Genomic DNA, 17491 nt, shown 5'->3' with positions numbered 1-17491 from the left:
GATTCACCGCCAGGTCGTGCGGAGCTGGGTGGTCACCGAGAGCGGGTTGTCGCCGCGGAACAGATCGAGGATGGCTTGGCCTTCCGGCGAGTCGGCCGGCAGTTGCCGGGGTGGGCCGATGTGTTGTCGCCATGCCCGTGCCAGCCGTTGCCGTCGATCCTTGTTGCGCGCGAACCAGCGCGGTACCGCATGCCAGGCTATCGCCCCGGGCAGCGGCAGCCCGACGACGGCGCGGGCCGCGAACACGCCTCGCGCGATACGCGCCGCGGGCGGCGTCAGGATCTTGCGTCCGATGAGGTAGCGCGGTTCGGCAAGTGGCGCGAGCAGCTCGTCGAGGGCCCCGGTGAAGCGTTGCGACTGCTCGGTGGGCACGTCGGCGAGTTCGCACCGGATCCAGCCGTCGGGATCGGACGTGAGACGAAGTGCATCGGCTCCTCGTTGGGCGCCGCCCGCGTCGTACAGCGCATCCGCGACGACCGCGGCCAATTGTTCGAGGGCGTTGGGGGCCTTGGCCAGCCGGCGGCTTTCGGCTGCGGCGGCGGTTGCCAGCAGCCCCGCACTGGCCGCGACGATGCCGCCGGCTGTGGCGGCACCGGCCAGTGGGCCGAGACCGGTCGCGGCGAACGCGGTGCCGGCGCCGGCGCTGACCAGGGACAGGCTGGTGAGTGCGCCCCTTGCCAGGTGGAGGGGGCTGAGGCGTCCCGGCACGGATGGGGTCAGTGCCGACGCCGGGATGCGGGGCGCGGCGACGCCAAGCGAGTGGCGCGATCGGACGCGGATGGTTGCGACGTCGATTCCTTCGTAGGGCTCACCGATTCGCCACCAGGCCCTTGCCCGGGCTCGTTCGGCGGCGCGCTGCAGCGCTCGCGCGGTGATGGCGTGAGCCTCGGCGACCGGTGGACCGTAGGGCGACAGCGACGGATCGCAATGCGTCACACCCGATTCGATGAGCTGCTGCGGGCTTGCCGCGTAGTACCCGTCGTGTTTGCGCACCAGGCGCAGGTAGTCGGCATCACCGCGCGGGTGGTCTGCGGTGATACAGCAGACCGACCAGTTGTCCGCCACCTTGTCACCGTCGGTGGGGTCCTTGCGAATTGCGCGGCCACGCATCTGCGTGATGGCCGCGTGGGTGGTTGCGCTGGTCAGGTCGATGTTGACGTTGACCGCCGCGCAGTCCCATCCTTCGCCGAGCAGTGCGCGGGTGCCGACCAGCACGCGGGCGCGTCCGGCCAGGAAATATGTCGTCGCCAGCGCGACCCAGGTTCGGGGGGTGAAGCCGCCGCCGCTGCCGCGCACCACCCGCAGCAGGGGGTGCGCGTCGAACGGCTCGGCTGTGACGAGCGCGCCGCGCTCGGCGCAGAAGGCGATCAGGTCATCTGCCACCGCGGCCGGACAGGCGAAGGTTTGACCCGTCACCAATAAGGCGTGAAGCGGCGTGCTGCGCCGGCTGTCGGAGACGGCGAGCATGGCGGTGACCAGCTGGGCCGAACCCGACTGCTCGCTGACGGGAGCTCCCCTCAGCGAGGTCGGAAGCGTGCCGGTCATCGCTTCGAAGTCGCACAGCACCAGCGCTCGCAACCGCGATCCAAGGACGGCGTCCTCGGTGTCGAGGATGTGCGCGGTTGCGGCGACCTTCGACTCGGACAACGCGCACACTCGGTCTACCGGCGAGGTCGCAACGCGCACACCGCGACTGGTCAGTCGGTAGCCCAGGCCGGGCAGCACCCGTTTGATCGCGGTGAGCGCCTGCGCATCGCGGGGATCCGTACTTTGTTGCAGGTGCCCGATGCTGAAGTCGGTCAAAACATTGACCCAATCTTGCGCATCGGGCGCAACGCGATGCTGCTCGCGCAGGCGCGCTCCGTCGGGCAGCGGAATCAGGCCGTCATTGGCGAAGCGCAGCCCGCTGCACGCGAGGTCGGGTTCGGCACGTTCGAACGTCGACCACGCGATCTGGTTGCCCGCACGCGTCGATCGGTCCACGATCCGGGTGTGCAGCCACGCGGCCAGCGACATGCTGCCCACCTGCTGGTCGATGAGCGCGAGCATGAGGTCGGCGAAACGAGCCCGGTGGGTCGCGATCCAGGACTGCTCCTCGGGCGTCGGTTCGGTCAGGTAGACCAACTCTTGATAGGGCGCGAGGTCGCCTTCCTTTACCAATGCGGGTGTCGGGACCACGAAGTCGGCGGTGCCGAACAGCTCATCGTGCAGGGTGTGCTGCCATCCGGTGAGCTCCGTCGCCGGGGTGGCGGTGAGCCCGATCAGCGCGGTCTGCGGCCCGAGCACCGACGCCAGCGCACTGACCAGCGCACCCCACGTCGCTAGCAGATGATGACACTCATCGAGCACCAGCGTCCACGGGCCTTGTGTCGCAGCCCGGTCGATCAACGCCCTGCCGTTGGGGTGCAGCAGCGCCAACAATGCTTCCTGGTCGCGGCTGCGCAGGACCGCGCGCCGGACCGTCGAATCCGTTTCGGCGTCGATTACCGCCAGAGACTGATAGGTCAGCACGTTCATCGCCGAGGTCAAGTCACGCTCGGTTCCGCACCGCGACGCCGACGGGTCCGGCGACGCAAAGCTGCTATCCCACGTCGCAGCCCACTGTGTCTGCACCGCCGTGTTGGGCACCAACACCAACGTCGCGCGCCCCAACCGGCGCGCCGCTTCGAGCCCGATGATCGTCTTGCCCGCCCCAGGCGGCAGCACCAGATAGCACCGGTTGTCCCCGGCCGCGATATCGGCGTCGAACGCGTCCAACGCTTGCCGCTGATATGCCCGCCAGGTGCCGGCGAAGCCCCGCGACTCAAGATCTCGACGAGGCTCCACGGGAGCTCACCCTAGCCATGGCTGCCGACTGGGAAAGCAGCGTGCGTTAGGGGGCTGGCCGCTCCGGGAAGAAATCGTCACCGACCAGTCACCCAACGCCGGCTACGGGGCCGGACGGTGACGGTGTGACCATCCGATCGGCCATCGCTTTGCCGGACTGCCAAGCCGAGCGCTCGATGACCCGCAACCCCAGCGAAAACAGCAGCCGCACATCGGGATCGCCCAGCGAGGTCGACGACAGCTTCTCGATCCGCCGCACCCGGTACCGAACGGTGTTGGGATGCACCTGCAGTGACTGTGCGGCGGCGCCAATATCACCGAAGGCGTCCAGGTAGGCCCGCAGGGTCTGGGCCAACACCGGATCCCGGGCGCACAGGTCACGTACCCGGGGATCGACGAGCCGTTCGTCGGCGCCGACCAGGGTGACGATCTCGTCGAGCAGCACGGTGGTGCGGGCTTCGGCCAGCGATGTCACCTGCCCGATCGAGATCGGGTGGCGCCCAGCGCTTTCGAGCACGCGATCTACCTCGACACGTGCCGCGGTGACTCCGGCCAGACCCGCGATCGGCGCGGCGATGGCAGCCCGCAGCCCGATGCCCAGCTCGGCACGCAGCGCGCTGATCGTGCCGCGGACCCATGAGGTGACCGACCGGCTCGTCGTGGTCTGGGGCAGCAGCACATAGATCCGCGAGCCGTTCGCGGCGACCTGAGCGTCATGACGAAAAGCGCTGGCACTCAATGCCATGACGTCAGCCAGGTGTGCCTGGCGGGCCGCGGTGTCCCGGCTTTCGGCGGTGTCGAAGCCGATCAGCGTGGCGTTGCCGTCGGCGGGAACACCGAGCTCACCGGCGATGACGGATGCGTCGACGGGCGCCGTGGGTGCCTCCTCGGCCAGGCCCAGTAGTTGCTGTACACGCTGCGCATGCGTATTGGGCCGGGCCGCCAGTCGCGATATGATCCGGGCAGCCAGCACCGCCGCTCCCCGCAGCATGTCCTCGGCATCGTCGGCCAACGGCTGTGAGCCCTGCTGGACCCAGATGGTGCCGGAGAACACCGGCGGCCGCCCCGCACCGACCGCGGGCTGACGAATCCCGATCGCCAGCCGCGGACGCAGGCCCAGCTCCGGGCGCTCGGCCACTGCCACCACCTCACCGCTGGCCCGAAGCGCGTCGAAGATGCCCCATTGACCGATCCATTTCAGATGCTCGGGGGGCCCGGCGCGGCCCAGAATGGACAACCGACGCAGCTCGTCGGCTTCATCGTTGGAGGCCGAATAGGCAAGCACGTGTGACTGGGCGTCCTCGATGCTGACCATGCCGTGGATGCGGTCGGCTAGGGACTGTGCCAGGCCGAACAGGTCGGTTCCCGAATCTTCGGTGGGGTCGGCTCGGTCGCCGTGGTGCTCCAAGACATGATTGACCAAGTGGTACAGGCGTTCCCAGCGGGCCCGCGGCTCCACGGCTACCACCGCTGACCCGGCGCGGACGGCCTTCGCCACCAGGGTCTCGGCCGGTTCCTTGACGAAGATCGCTACCGGCGCGCGCTTGCGTGCCTGCCCGTCGATCCATCGCACCGCCTCGTCGTCGGTGACACCCAGCAGGAAGAAGACATCGGCCGAGCCCGCCGCGGCCGCCAGGCCCAGCCGCACGTCGTCGGAATCGATCAGCGCCGTTGACGCCACCGGTAGGTCGAGGCCGCGCGGGGCGTCCACCAGGCTGACCACGGTCGCGTCCAGCGCCAGCAGCAACTGGCCGAGCCCGACTCCAACTATCCGCATGTTGTCCGATCCTACTAGCAAGCCCGCATGATCCTGTCTGATCAGCCAAACGATTGTGGGGTCCGACCAGGGATCCTGGCTGCATGGACGCGATTACCCAGGTGCCCGTGCCGGCCAACGAGCCCCTCCACCACTATGCGCCGCAGTCCCCCGAACGCAGCCGGCTGCAAGCCGAGCTGGCCGGGCTGGCCGGTGATCCGATCGACCTCCCGCACATCATCGGCGGCAAGCACCGGATGGGCGACGGCGAGCCGATCGACGTGGTCCAGCCGCACCGGCACGCCGCGAAGCTGGGCACCCTGACCAACGCCGTGACCGCCGATGCCAGCGCCGCGATCGAGGCCGCCACCGCCGCGAAGAACGGCTGGGCGGCACTGCCGTTCGACGAGCGCGCCGCGGTGTTCCTGCGCGCCGCCGATCTGCTGGCCGGGCCGTGGCGGGAAAAGATCGCCGCCGCGACCATGCTTGGCCAGTCCAAGTCGGTGTACCAGGCCGAGATCGACGCGGTCTGCGAGCTGGTCGACTTCTGGCGGTTCGAGGTCGCGTTCGCCCGCCAGATCCTTCAACAGCAGCCGATCAGCGTCGAAGGGGAATGGAATCGGACCGACTACCGCCCCCTGGACGGCTTCGTCTACGCGATCACCCCGTTCAACTTCTCCTCGATCGCCGCGAACCTACCCAGCGCACCGGCGTTGATGGGCAACACCGTGCTATGGAAGCCGTCGATCACCCAGACGTTGGCGGCCTATCTGACCATGCAGCTGCTCGAGGCCGCCGGGTTGCCGCCCGGGGTGATCAACCTGATCAACGGCGACGGATTTGCGGTTTCCGATGTGGCCCTGGCCGATCCGCGGCTGGCCGGAATCCACTTCACCGGATCCACGGCAACCTTCCAGCACCTGTGGCAGCGGGTAGGCGCCAATATCGGCCGCTACCACTGCTATCCGCGGCTGGTCGGCGAGACCGGCGGCAAAGACTTCGTCGTCGCGCACTCCTCGGCGCGACCGGACGTGTTGCGCACCGCGTTGATTCGCGGCGCCTACGACTACCAGGGACAGAAGTGTTCGGCCGTATCGCGGGCGTTTATCGCGCACTCGGTGTGGCAGCGGATGGGTGACGACTTTCTGGACGCGACTGCCGAACTGCGCTACGGCGATATCACCGACCTGTCCAACTTCGGCGGGGCGCTGATCGACCGGCGCGCCTTCGACAAGAACGTCAAAGCCATCGAACGGGCGAAAGGCGCAGCCGGTGTCACTATCGCGGCGGGCGGCGAATACGACGATACGGTGGGCTATTTCGTCCGCCCCACCGTTCTGCTCTCCGACGACCCGACCGATGAGTCCTTCGCGACCGAGTACTTCGGCCCGGTGCTGTCGCTGCACGTCTACCCCGATGAGCAGTACGAGCGGATCCTGGATGTCATCGACACCGGCTCCCGTTATGCGCTGACCGGTGCCGTTATCGCCGACGACCGCGACGCGGTGTTGACCGCACAGCAGCGGCTGCGGTTCGCGGCGGGGAACTTCTACGTCAATGACAAGCCGACCGGGGCGGTGGTCGGGCGCCAGCCGTTCGGCGGCTCGCGCGGGTCGGGCACCAACGACAAGGCCGGGTCGGTGTTGAACATGACGCGTTGGGTCTCGGCGCGCAGCATCAAGGAAACGTTTGTGCCGGCCACCGACCACACCTACCCGCACATGGCGTCCGACTGATGTCCGGGTTGTTCGCCCACACGGTACGGCCGGCCATGCTTGCGGCCAGCCGGTCATCTAGGTTGCGGCGTACCGTCGAACGCTCACCGCTCACCCGCAGAGTGGTGCGCCGGTTTGTGCCAGGAGAAACACTGGACGATGTCCTGGCTGTCGTTACCGCGCTGCGAGATTCGGGCCGCTATGTCAGCATCGACTATCTGGGGGAGAATGTCACCGACGCCGACGATGCGGCCGCCACCGTGCGGGCATACCTTGACCTTCTCGACGCGCTGGGCCGCCGGGTCGACACGGTAGCCGAAGGCGTGCGGCCGCTCGAAGTTTCCCTCAAGCTGTCGGCGCTCGGGCAGGCACTGGATCGTGACGGGCAAAAGATCGCACTGGACAACGCTCGCACCATCTGCGAGCGGGCCCAGCGGGTGGGTGTCTGGGTCACGGTCGACGCCGAAGACCACACCACCACCGACTCGACGTTGTCGATCTCCGGTGACCTGCGTGTCGATTTCGGCTGGCTGGGCACCGTCGTGCAGGCCTACCTGCGGCGCACGCTGGGCGATTGCCAGGAGCTCGCCGCTGTTGGAGCTCGGGTCCGGTTGTGCAAGGGCGCCTACGAAGAACCCGCATCGGTGGCCTACCGAGACCGCGGCCAGGTCACCGACTCCTATCTTCGGTGCCTGCGCGTGCTGATGGCCGGCTCGGGCTATCCCATGGTCGCCTCACACGACCCGGTGGTGATCGAAGCGGTGCACGTCTTGGCCAGCGAATCAGGGTGCAGCGAAGGTGATTTCGAATACCAAATGCTGTACGGCATCCGGGACGGTGAGCAGCGGCGACTCGCCGGCGCCGGCAATTGTGTGCGGGTATACGTGCCTTTCGGCACCCAGTGGTACGGGTACTTCATGCGGCGGCTGGCCGAACGCCCGGCCAACCTGGCGTTCTTCGCCCGAGCGCTGGCACAGCGCGATCACTGAGCCCGCCGCGGCCGCGACCGATCGCTGGCAAAGCCGCGTACGACGTGCGCTCTGACGAACTCGACGACTACGTCAGCGTCATCCATATCCAGTGTCGACGACGGGGTACTGAACAACGAGAACAGTATCCGAGCGAACCATTCGCCGGCTGCCTGGACATCGAGGTCTTTGCGCACCTCGCCGGTGAGCTTGGCCGCTAGAAGATGGGGCGCAAAGAAGTCGACGCATTCGCGCAGCAACATGCCGGCGTCCTTGGTCAGCAACAAGCTGATGGCATCCTCGTCGAAGTACCTCTCCGAAGCGATCGCCCGTCTCGCCTGAGTCACGAATACGGCTGCGTAGCTGAGCTTTTCCTCCAGTGAGCCGCCCCGATTCATGGCTGTCGACATCTCCCGGTAGAAGTGCTCGGAGGCATGCTCCGCGCAGGCTTCGAGAATGGCGCCCTTGTCGCTGAAGTACTCGTAGATCGTGCTCCGAGACACGTTGGCCACCCTGGCAATATCGACGATCGTCGTCTTCTGCATTCCGTGTTTGCGAAAACACATGTACGCGGACTCGACGATGAGCTCGCGGGTATCCGGTGCGTGGGTCAAAGCGGATGCCTGTGTCATCGCGGTCTGCCCGATCCCCGCGAGGGCGCGGTGCGCGGCAGCGAGCGACTCACGCGCCGGCTCCGTCGAGCAGGCTGAGAACCGCGGTGCCAGACACGTGGTTACCCAAGCTGTTGGCCCCCTGGAAGGTGACTTCGACGAAGTGCTGCGGACCTTCGGGGCCTTCGCCGTGCGACTTGCCGGTCACGCTGCCGGTGAACCGGAGCGGGTCATTGGGGAAGCACGGCACCCCGAGGCGAATCGATAGATTCTTGACCATCGCTTCGGGTCCTGCCCAGTCGGTGAGAAACCGCACGCAATACCCATTGGTGGTCAAGATGTTCATGAACAGATCGGGCGAGCCCTGCTTGTTGGCGTAGTCACGGTCATGATGCACCGGCATGAAGTCACGTGATGCGATCGCGCCGGCGACGATCATCGTTGTGGTGATCGCGATCTCGAGGGGAGCGACCTCATCACCGATGTCGATTTCGTCGGCGCGCAGCGTGCTGGTACGGGTGCTCATCAAAGTCCTTCCGAATATCTGCTGCTCAATCCAGATCGCCATCAGCGCTCCGGCCTGAACCGCAGCACCCGGAATCGCTGCCGCCCCAACACCTCACCATCCTGATCGGTGTAGGTCGTCAACCAGGTCAGAAAGAAGCCCGTCCCCAGCGCCGTCTTCTTCTCGTCGGAGACGGATTCGTAGACCGTCCTCGCGCTGACGACGTCGCCCAACCGCGGATACCGTTCGATTTCGAACTCCGAGTTCGTGGCGACCGTGCTGGTGTAGCCGGCCTCATCGAGGAATTCCGTTGGGTTGGTTTTGATTTCGGTGGGGGCGCCGCCTCGTTCCCTGATACCTTCCAGTTGCGGTGCCGGCATCGTCCAGGTTTGCAGCATGACCGGCGGTGACACGATTCCGCCGAACCGAGACGAGGACGCGAACTCCGGGTCGAGGTAGACCGGGTTCATGTCGTCCAGCGCGTGCGCCCAGTGTCGAATCATCGGTTGATTAACGGGATCCGGTGCTACCGAGGGTTTTCCGGTGCCACCGGTGGGTTGGCCGACGAGCGCTCGCACTTTGGCCGCAATCTCTGGGTCGGTCACGTGGACTGTCCTCCTGACGCCAGACGGCGAGTCTTCGAATTCCATGCCTCAGTCCCCAGCCTTACCGGCATGCGCCTCACCCCGGGCACCATGGTGGCCCGCACCCGCTCGACCTCACCGGCCAGTTCGAGGGTGGGAAAGCGGCGCAGCAGCTCGTCGAAGAGCAAACACGCCTCGAGGCGTGCCAATTGTGCGCCGAGGCAGGCATGTTCACCGCACCCGAACGCGATGTGTGGGTTGGGGTGACGGGTCACCTTGAATTCTTCTGAGTCGCAACCGAAGATCTCCTCATCACGGTTGGCCGACCCGTAGAGCATCACCACTACGTCGCCATCGGCGATCGGTTGACCGCGGATCTCGACGTCGGTTGTCGCGGTGCGCGCCATGTGGACCACCGGGCTGTTCCACCGCAACATCTCTTCCACGGCCCCCGGGATCAGCGCAGGATCGTCGGCCAGCAGGCGGCATTGGTCGGGATGCTCGATCAAGGCGAGAGTGCCCAGCGCGATCAGATTGCGCGTGGTTTCATTGCCGGCCACCAGCAACAGAAACGCGAAGTTGACCAGTTCATCGTCGGTGAGCCGGTGTCCGTCGATCTCGGCGTTGACCAGGATTGACAGCATGTCCTCGCGCGGTTCGCGGCGCCGGGCCACGATCAGCTTTTGGAGATACTCGGCCAGCTCACCGATGGCCACGAAGGTGTCCAGTTCGATCTCGGGGTCGGCAATCCCGGTGGTCGCGTCCGACCAGATGCGGAATTGCTCCCAGTCCTCGGTCGGGGCGCCGAGCAGCCCGGCGATGATGCGGGTGGGCAGCGGAGCGGCGATCTCTTCGGCGAATTCGTGGGTGGAACCGGGTTCGACGCCGTCGAGGATTCCGCGCACGATCCGGCGGATTGTCGGCTCCAAGATGCCCACCTGCCGCCGGGTGAACCCCGAGTTGATCAGCTTGCGCAACTGCCGGTGCCGCGGCGGGTCGGTGAAAATGAGGCTGCCTTCCTGCACCGGGTTGGCAATCACCGGATCTGGAATGGTGATGCCCCCGGTCGAGGAGAACATGGCCGGATTGCTGGATACGAACCGGATGTCTTCGTACTTCAGCAGGGCCCAGAAGTTGGTGACATCGTTGAAGCACACCGGCTCCGTCGCGCGCAGCTCCCGGTAGGCGGGATACGGGTCGCCCGCGTAGAAATCGGGGGAGTGCAGCGGGAACGTGGTGTGCACGGCGAGCCCCTCTCGCAAACACGAGATCCGACACATTGACGCGATTTGTCCTATGAGTAGTGTCTACTCCGTGCCGCTGACTGCTGTCAATATCGGCGCAACATTAATGAAGCATCCGGTAATTCATGGTTGCGCCGATTGACGCCGAAGGCCGGCGGGTGTACACCGGGGTGGTTAGATGACCGACGTTTGGGTGAGGAAGCGATGGCCGAGCTGCAACCCGCGGGACCTGTTTCGCCAACCCTGGTTGACACCTACCGGCTCTACATCGATGGGCAGTGGGTCGAGCCGCAGGATGGCCGGTATGACGACATCTGTCCGTCCACCGAGGTGGCCATCGCCACAGCGCCCGATGCAAGCCTGACTCAGGTAGGGGACGCGATCGCAGCAGCCCGGCGGGCTTTCGACGACGGGCCGTGGGGCAGCACGAGCCCTGCGGACCGAGTGGGCTGCCTCACCCAGCTCGGCGACGCATTGCGCGAGCATGCCGACGAGTTCTTCGCGCTGTCGCAAGTGGAGTGGGGCTGCATCGCCAATGAGCGCGTGATGCAGATCGACGGCGCCGCGTACATGTCCATGCGGGCGGCCCAGCTGGCCGCGAACTTGATCGACGAGCCGATCAGCGGAATCGGTGCCGGAACGACGTTGCTGCGCCATGAGCCCCTTGGCGTCGTGTCGGTTCTCACGCCGTGGAACTTCCCGCACTGCCTCAACGTCATGAAGGTGAACAACGCACTGGCCGCGGGCAATACCGTCGTGCTCAAGCCCTCGCCGCTCACCCCGCTTGCCGGACTGGCGCTCGCCAAACTCATCGACGAGCACACCGACTTCCCGCCGGGAGTGGTCAACGTGGTCACGCCTTCGCGGGTCGAGGCCGCCAAACTGCTCACCACCGATCCGCGCATCGACATGGTCAGCTTCACCGGCAGCTCGGTAGTCGGCTGTGAGGTCATGCGAGCCGCTGGCGACACCATGAAGCGGATCTTGCTGGAGTGCGGCGGGAAGTCGGCAAGCATCGTGCTCGACGACACGGACGTAACCGACGAAATGCTCCAACAGCTGCTATTCGATTGCTGCTCACTGCATGCCGGACAGGCCTGCATCCTGCACAGCCGGCTGCTTCTCCCCGAATCCAAACACGACGAGGTCGTCGATCGGCTCGTCGGGCTCGCCCGTGCCGTGCAGGTCGGCGATCCCACGGATCCCGCGGTGCGGATGGGCCCGCTTATCAGCGCGGCGCAGCTGCAGCGGGTTCAGGCGCACGTCGCCGGGGCGGTGCACGACGGAGCCAAGCTGGTCACCGGTGGCGGTCGGCCGGCCGGGTTGGACGTCGGCTTCTACTTCGAACCGACGATCCTCACTGAGGTCGACCCCGATTCGACCATCGCGCAGGAGGAAGTGTTCGGGCCCGTGTTGACGGTGCTGCGTTACCGCGACGACGACGACGCGGTTGCGATCGCGAACAACTCACGCTATGGACTTTCCGGTGCGGTGTGGGCAGCCGACGTGGACCGAGCCGTGGCGGTCGCTCGCCGCATTCGCACCGGACAGATCGCGATCAACGGTTGCGGTCCGGGCGACGCGCCATTCGGCGGCTTCAAACTGAGCGGGTTCGGCCGGGAGGGCGGCGGGATGGGCGGTTTGCATCGGTACATGGAGCCGAAGGCCATCGGAATTCCCCAATAGTCACATCTGCCACGCCAGCGCCGCTTGCAACGTCGTGTGGTGAACCGCCAAAGCGAGCATCGCATGTGATATCGATCGCTCGTGATTCGCGCCAATAGCGCCGGAACCCCGCAGCTCGGCGGGCTCCCGGTGGGCACCGATCCGCGCACGACGCCGCGCCGGACCCGCCAAAAAGGTGCACCGCGGCGTCGGCACATGAAAAACTGCCGGACATGGCCGCCGCGATCGCCCGACCCAAGCTGGAAGGAAACATCGCAGTCGGCGAAGGCCGCCAGATCGGCTTCGCCGAGTTTGGCGCCCCGCAGGGGCGTGCGGTGTTCTGGCTGCACGGCACCCCAGGGGCGCGCCGGCAGATCCCCACCGAGGCCCGGGTCTACGCCGAACAGCGGGACATCCGCTTGATCGGCGTCGATCGGCCCGGCATCGGCTCGTCGACACCGCACCAGTACGAGACCATCGTCGCGTTCGCCGACGACTTGCGCACCATCGCGGACACGCTCGGGATTGGCAAGATGGCCGTCGTCGGCCTGTCCGGTGGAGGCCCGTATACCCTCGCTTGCGCCGCCGGGCTGCCGGACCGGGTGGTGGCGGCCGGAGTGCTCGGTGGCGTGGCACCGACGCAGGGCCCCGACGCAATCGGGGGCGGTTTAATGGACCTGGGTGTGCGGGTCGCGCCGCTGCTGCGAATCGGCGGGACGCCATTGCGGCTGGGCGCCAGCATGCTGATCCGGATGGCCCGCCCGGTCGCTTCGCCGGCCCTCGACGTGTACGGTCTGCTGTCACCGCAGGCCGACCGGCATCTGCTGGCCCGTCCCGAGTTCAAGGCGATGTTTCTCGACGATCTGCTCAACGGCAGCCGCAAGCAGCTGGCCGCGCCGTTCGCCGACGTCATCGTGTTTGCCCGCGACTGGGGATTCCGGCTCGACCAGGTGAAAGTTCCGATCCGCTGGTGGCATGGTGACCACGACCACATCGTCCCGTTCGCCCACGCAGAGCACGTCGTTTCCCGGTTGCCCGACGCCGAGCTGCTGCATTTGCCCGGCGAAAGTCATCTCGCCGGGCTGGGCCGCGGCGAGGAGATCCTGGCTACCATGATGAAGATCTGGGACGAGGAGACCGATGCCTGTAGCTGAAATTGTGGACGGCCCCGCGGCCCCGCCCACACTGGGCCTTTACCTCTCCGATATTCCGCGTGCGGTAGCCGAGTACGGCCAGTTGGTCGCCTTGCTGCCGCTGCAGCGGGCGTTGCCGGTCGGCGACGGTCATCCGGTGCTGGTGCTGCCCGGTTTGCTGGCGCCTGACGGCTCCACCTGGACCCTGCGGCGACTGCTGCGTCGTCTCGGATACCGGGCGCATGGCTGGAAGCTCGGTTGGAACATCGGCCCGACCGCCAAAGCGGTGGCCGGGATGGCCGATCGCCTCGAAGAACTGCACACCCGCTACAACGCTCCGGTCAGCCTGGTCGGCTGGAGCCTCGGTGGCATCTTCGCGCGCACCATGGCCCGTCGTCATCCGTCCGCGGTGCGCCAGGTGATCACCCTCGGCAGCCCGTACCGCATCGGTCACGAGTCCCAATCCCGCGCCACGGCCAGCTTCAAGCTCTTGGCACCCCTACATGTCGAGCGTCATGGGTTTCCGCTGGAGATCGAAACCGAGCCCATGCCGGTGCCGGCGACCTCGATCTACTCCCGCTACGACGGCATGGTCGCCTGGCAGACGTGCATCGACGCGCCGTCGGAGCGTGCGGAAAACATCGCTGTGCTAAGCAGTCATATCGGCTACGGCCACCATCCGGCCACGATATGGGCCATCGCCGACCGGCTTGCGCAGCCGCTCGGCGCCTGGGCTCCGTTCCAACCTCCGGCGGTGCTGCGGCCGTTGTTTCCGCGACCGGACGCACCGCCAGCGGCGGTCACCGACCCCCAGACCCGCCCGGCCTAGCGCGGCGGTCGACCACGGCCTCGGGGTAGCGTCGCTCACATGCTGCTCGCCTCCCTGAACCCTGCTGTCGTCTCCGGCACCGATATCGCCGACGCGGTGCGCATTGACGGCGACGTGCTGAGCCGTGGAGACCTGGTCGGCGCGGCAACGTCGGTGGCGGAGCGGGTCGCCGGCGCACACCGCGTCGCCGTGCTGGCCACACCGAGGGCATCGACGGTGCTGGCGGTCACCGGCTGCCTGATCGCCGGCGTGCCGGTCGTTCCGGTGCCCGCCGACGTGGGCGTCGCCGAACGACGACACATGCTCACCGACTCCGGCGCCCAGGCGTGGTTGGGCCCGATGCCCGACGATCCCGAGGGATTGCCGCATATCCCGGTGCGCATGCACGCCCGGTCCTGGCACCGCTATCCCGAGCCGTCGCCCGATGCGGTCGCGATGGTGGTCTACACGTCGGGCACCACCGGGCCGCCCAAAGGCGTGCAGCTGAGCCGGCGAGCGATCGCTGCCGACCTGGATGCATTGGCAGAGGCCTGGCAGTGGACCGCCGACGATGTGCTGGTGCACGGTTTGCCGCTGTATCACGTTCACGGACTGGTGTTGGGCCTACTCGGGTCGTTGCGGGTGGGAAATCGCTTCGTGCACACCGGCAAACCGACGCCGGCCGGCTACGGTGCGGCGGGCGGCACGCTCTACTTCGGCGTGCCGACGGTGTGGTCACGAGTGGTGGCTGACCGGGCGGCCGCCGAGGCGCTCAAACCGGCGCGGCTGCTGGTGTCCGGGAGCGCGCCACTGCCGGTGCCGGTGTTCGAAAAGCTGGAGCAGCTCACCGGGCACCGCCCCATCGAACGGTACGGCGCCTCGGAGTCGCTGATCACCCTGTCGACGCGGGCTGATGGTGAACGTCGCCCAGGCTGGGTGGGCGCGCCGCTGGCCGGTGTGCAGACCCGCTTGGTGGATGACAGCGGCGATGAGGTCGGCCACGATGGGGAAACCGTCGGGAAACTTCAGGTTCGTGGCCCGACACTGTTCGACGGCTACCTGAATCGACCGGATGCCACCGCCGAGGCGTTCGACGCTGACGGCTGGTACCGTACCGGCGATGTCGCGGTAGTCGACGGTAGCGGGATGCACCGCATCGTGGGACGGGAATCGGTCGACTTGATCAAGTCGGGTGGGTACCGCATCGGCGCAGGTGAAATCGAAACGGTGCTGCTTGGACATCCGGACGTGGCGGAGGCGGCGGTCGTCGGGCTGCCCGACCAGGATCTGGGCCAGCGGATTGTTGCCTACGTCGTGTGCTCAGCCGATGTCGACGCCGACGGGCTTATCAACTTTGTTGCCCAACAACTTTCGGTGCATAAGCGCCCACGCGAGGTGCGGATCGTGGGCGCGCTGCCGCGCAATGCGTTGGGGAAGGTCCTCAAGAAGCAGTTGCTGTCGGAACACTGAGCTACAGCGAAATGCCTTGTACCACTGAGTAGTTAGGCTGGCACGCTGCTATTCTGACTGCCCGACGGGGTTACCCCGTTCGCCGTGTTGCCGCGCCACCGTAAGGCTTCCAGGGCGACGGCAACGTGGACGGAGGTATGGTCGAGCGGTCGTGGCAGCAGCCGTTGAGCGGACTCGAGCCTGCGCAGAAACGTATTGCGGTGAGTGTAGAGGCGTTTCGCGGCGCGGGAGGCGTTGCACTGTTCGTTGATGAACGTCAGCAGGGTCGTCTGTAGATCTGGGCTCGCTGACTCAAGGTCTCCAAGCGTGCTTGTAATGAATTCGCTTGCAGCATTTGGATTTTGGGTGATCAACGCAACCATCTTGACGTCGGAGAAGAACGCGACCCGCTGGTTCGACTGTAGCCGTGACAAGGTGCGTTGGGTGGCGAGCGCTTCGAGGTGGCTGCGCCGGAACCCTTCGACCCCGCTTCCGGTTGTCCCGATGGCGATGCGCGCCGCTGGTGCGCTGTCCACCGTCGCCTGAACCGTGTCGATGTCGAGTCCGACGGCGTCGGTCACCCACGCCCAGCGGCTGGCCGCGCCGGCAACCACGGTCAGTGGTCGTGTCGATCCCACGGCGTGGCAGAACGCGTCGGCGGCCCGGTCCAGGTAGCTGTGATCACCGTCGAGCTCGTCGCTCCAGATGATGGCGGCGGTATGGGCCCGATTGAGCGGGTAGCCCAATCTCGCTTCGGCGCGCTCGCGGGTGATCGGGGCACCGTCGAGAATGAGCCCTACCACTTCGAGGCGTTCGGCGTAGGTGCCGCGGGTCAGCTCGTCGTGTTCCGTCTGCACTTGGGCGGCGATGCCGGCCAGCGTGGCCTCGACGAAGTCGTTGACGGAGCGGGCGGACGCGTCGAGCAGCTCGCGTAGCTCTTGAGGGTCGGAGGTGAGATCGAACGCAATGTCGATCCAGAGCCGCCAGGCGATGTACTGCCCGATTCGATAGATGTCCAGCGCCAACGTGTCCAGTCCCCGGCGCACCAGGTCTCGGGCCATCCGCAGCGGCTCGGTGCCCAGATTGGCGGGCACCCGAGCGCCGGGGTCGCGCAGGTTGGCAGCGGCCCAGTGCACAAGGTTGGCGCGGTTGGCCGTCTTGACAACCTTCGCGAGCACCGGATCGTTGGCGATGGCGGGGTTGGCCGCAATGGTGGCGCGGTCAAGTTCCTCGATCCACTCTGGGGTTGGATTGAGGGCGATGCGTGCTCCCTCGCGGATCAGGTCACGAATTCGCGGCGAGGGTTGTTGCCATGCCACGGGCCGATTTTAGGGCCGGCGGATGCAGTTTGCACTCCCCGTTCGCACTTTTGGGCAGGAGTTCATTTCGCACGGCCCCTGGCATGTGCGAGATCGGGGCTTGGGTCGACCTAAACAACAAAAAAATGGCCAACAGGTAAACAGGACATGTATTTTCTGCGTTCGGCAACGTCGATTCCGGTAGGGCGTCCCGAGCGACCCGCGATCGCGAAGATGTGCGGTGTGTCGAACGCGTCGAATAGCTTGTGACACAGCGCAATTTGCGGAATCGTCCGACGACCGGGCATAGTAGCGCGGCTAGTCGTCGTTGTCGCGTCGAACGGCATCGGAAATGTGCGCCGGGTGCATTTTGCACATCAGGTCGACGCCGATCGGGGATCTTTACCCGCCGGCGGGAGCGATTGGTGCAGATTGCACTTCGAATCAGGCTGATTGAAACTTTTTGACCTATTGGCGCCCGTGCGGAGGCGCCATTATTGGCTGCAGTTCGTCACCGTGGACGAATCGGTGACAGGACGTAAGCGACCAGATCGCTTGACTGCTAACAGTCCCTGATCGTTCCCCGGCGAATGCTCGGGCTCATTTGAGGAGGAAAACGCGTGTCCTTCGTGATGGCACAACCAGAGATGTTGGCGGCGGCGGCCGGCACCTTGCAGAGCATCGGCGCTACCACAGTGGCCAGCGCGGCCGCTGCGGCCGCCCCGACCACTGGGGTGGTGCCACCCGCCGCGGATGAGGTGTCGGCGCTGACTGCAGCGCACTTCGCCGCGCACGCAGCGATGTTTCAGACCGTGAGCGCTCGGGCTGCCGCGATTCATGAACAGTTTGTAAGCACCCTTACCACCAGCGCTGGCTCGTATGCGGCCACCGAAGTCGCCAATGCGGCGGCGGCCGGCTGAGTCAAGACC

The 17491-nt window shown here is 66.4% G+C and carries 14 protein-coding genes; 7 read left to right on the top strand and 7 right to left on the bottom strand.

All coding sequences use genetic code 11. The annotated features are described in order from the left end of the window. Nucleotides 1–3: 3 nt before the first annotated feature. Together AADZ55_RS17535 and AADZ55_RS17530 are read right to left on the bottom strand one after the other, a co-directional pair. On the bottom strand, nucleotides 4–2826 hold the full coding sequence (locus AADZ55_RS17535; protein ID WP_085325719.1) for a DEAD/DEAH box helicase family protein: 2823 nt from the start codon (nucleotides 2824–2826) through the stop codon (nucleotides 4–6). A gap of 88 nt (nucleotides 2827–2914) precedes the next feature. Next, the gene (locus AADZ55_RS17530; RefSeq protein WP_085325720.1) at nucleotides 2915–4603 is read right to left on the bottom strand and encodes a PucR family transcriptional regulator; all 1689 of its coding nucleotides are present in this window, start codon (nucleotides 4601–4603) and stop codon (nucleotides 2915–2917) included. A gap of 83 nt (nucleotides 4604–4686) precedes the next feature. Between AADZ55_RS17530 and pruA the strand changes: the two genes are divergently transcribed. Then, nucleotides 4687–6318, top strand: a complete 1632-nt coding sequence (pruA, locus tag AADZ55_RS17525) for an L-glutamate gamma-semialdehyde dehydrogenase (RefSeq protein ID WP_085325721.1) — start codon at nucleotides 4687–4689, stop codon at nucleotides 6316–6318. After that, the gene (locus AADZ55_RS17520) at nucleotides 6318–7286 is read left to right on the top strand and encodes a proline dehydrogenase family protein (protein ID WP_085325722.1); all 969 of its coding nucleotides are present in this window, start codon (nucleotides 6318–6320) and stop codon (nucleotides 7284–7286) included. The genes pruA and AADZ55_RS17520 overlap by 1 nt, the downstream gene beginning before the upstream one ends. Here the strand turns inward: AADZ55_RS17520 and AADZ55_RS17515 are convergent. The 4 genes from AADZ55_RS17515 to AADZ55_RS17500 are packed head-to-tail and all read right to left on the bottom strand — an operon-like array spanning nucleotide 7280 to nucleotide 10245. Beyond that, entirely contained in the window at nucleotides 7280–7897 is a 618-nt protein-coding gene (locus AADZ55_RS17515) for a TetR/AcrR family transcriptional regulator (protein WP_085325723.1), read from the bottom strand. The two genes, AADZ55_RS17520 and AADZ55_RS17515, sit on opposite strands and share 7 nt — an antisense overlap. Nucleotides 7898–7946: 49 nt before the next feature. After that, nucleotides 7947–8402, bottom strand: a complete 456-nt coding sequence (locus AADZ55_RS17510; protein WP_085325746.1) for a MaoC family dehydratase — start codon at nucleotides 8400–8402, stop codon at nucleotides 7947–7949. 41 nt (nucleotides 8403–8443) lie between these two features. Then, nucleotides 8444–8986 (bottom strand): FAS1-like dehydratase domain-containing protein, encoded by a 543-nt coding sequence (locus AADZ55_RS17505; RefSeq protein ID WP_085325724.1) that lies wholly within the window; start codon nucleotides 8984–8986, stop codon nucleotides 8444–8446. Next, nucleotides 8983–10245 (bottom strand): cytochrome P450, encoded by a 1263-nt coding sequence (locus AADZ55_RS17500; RefSeq protein ID WP_085325725.1) that lies wholly within the window; start codon nucleotides 10243–10245, stop codon nucleotides 8983–8985. Before AADZ55_RS17500 ends, AADZ55_RS17505 begins: the two co-directional genes overlap by 4 nt. A 168-nt stretch (nucleotides 10246–10413) precedes the next feature. Between AADZ55_RS17500 and AADZ55_RS17495 the strand changes: the two genes are divergently transcribed. The 4 genes from AADZ55_RS17495 (at nucleotide 10414) to AADZ55_RS17480 (ending at nucleotide 15285) form a co-directional block, all read left to right on the top strand. Next, nucleotides 10414–11895 carry an aldehyde dehydrogenase family protein gene (locus AADZ55_RS17495; protein WP_085325726.1) on the top strand — a complete coding sequence of 494 codons (1482 nt, stop codon included), beginning with the start codon at nucleotides 10414–10416 and terminating at the stop codon, nucleotides 11893–11895. A 212-nt stretch (nucleotides 11896–12107) separates the two neighbouring features. Continuing rightward, nucleotides 12108–13028 (top strand): alpha/beta fold hydrolase, encoded by a 921-nt coding sequence (locus tag AADZ55_RS17490; RefSeq protein WP_085325728.1) that lies wholly within the window; start codon nucleotides 12108–12110, stop codon nucleotides 13026–13028. Continuing rightward, nucleotides 13015–13836: an esterase/lipase family protein gene (locus tag AADZ55_RS17485; protein ID WP_085325729.1), complete on the top strand. Its 822-nt coding sequence runs from the start codon at nucleotides 13015–13017 to the stop codon at nucleotides 13834–13836. The genes AADZ55_RS17490 and AADZ55_RS17485 overlap by 14 nt, the downstream gene beginning before the upstream one ends. 39 nt (nucleotides 13837–13875) lie before the next feature. Next, entirely contained in the window at nucleotides 13876–15285 is a 1410-nt protein-coding gene (locus AADZ55_RS17480) for an acyl-CoA synthetase (RefSeq protein WP_085325730.1), read from the top strand. 32 nt (nucleotides 15286–15317) lie between these two features. Here the strand turns inward: AADZ55_RS17480 and AADZ55_RS17475 are convergent, their stop codons facing one another. Next, on the bottom strand, nucleotides 15318–16583 hold the full coding sequence (locus AADZ55_RS17475; protein ID WP_085325731.1) for a PucR family transcriptional regulator: 1266 nt from the start codon (nucleotides 16581–16583) through the stop codon (nucleotides 15318–15320). A 599-nt stretch (nucleotides 16584–17182) separates the two neighbouring features. On the opposite strand from AADZ55_RS17475, the gene AADZ55_RS17470 reads away from it, so the two are divergent. After that, complete coding sequence (locus AADZ55_RS17470; RefSeq protein WP_085325732.1) at nucleotides 17183–17482, top strand: PE family protein; 300 nt, start codon at nucleotides 17183–17185, stop codon at nucleotides 17480–17482. The last annotated feature ends 9 nt before the right edge of the window (nucleotides 17483–17491 follow it).

The organism is Mycobacterium decipiens (assembly GCF_963853665.1).
Classification (GTDB): domain Bacteria; phylum Actinomycetota; class Actinomycetes; order Mycobacteriales; family Mycobacteriaceae; genus Mycobacterium; species Mycobacterium decipiens.
The sequence above is the reverse complement of the archived record's forward strand: the minus strand, read 5'-3'. Positions and strand labels throughout refer to the sequence as shown.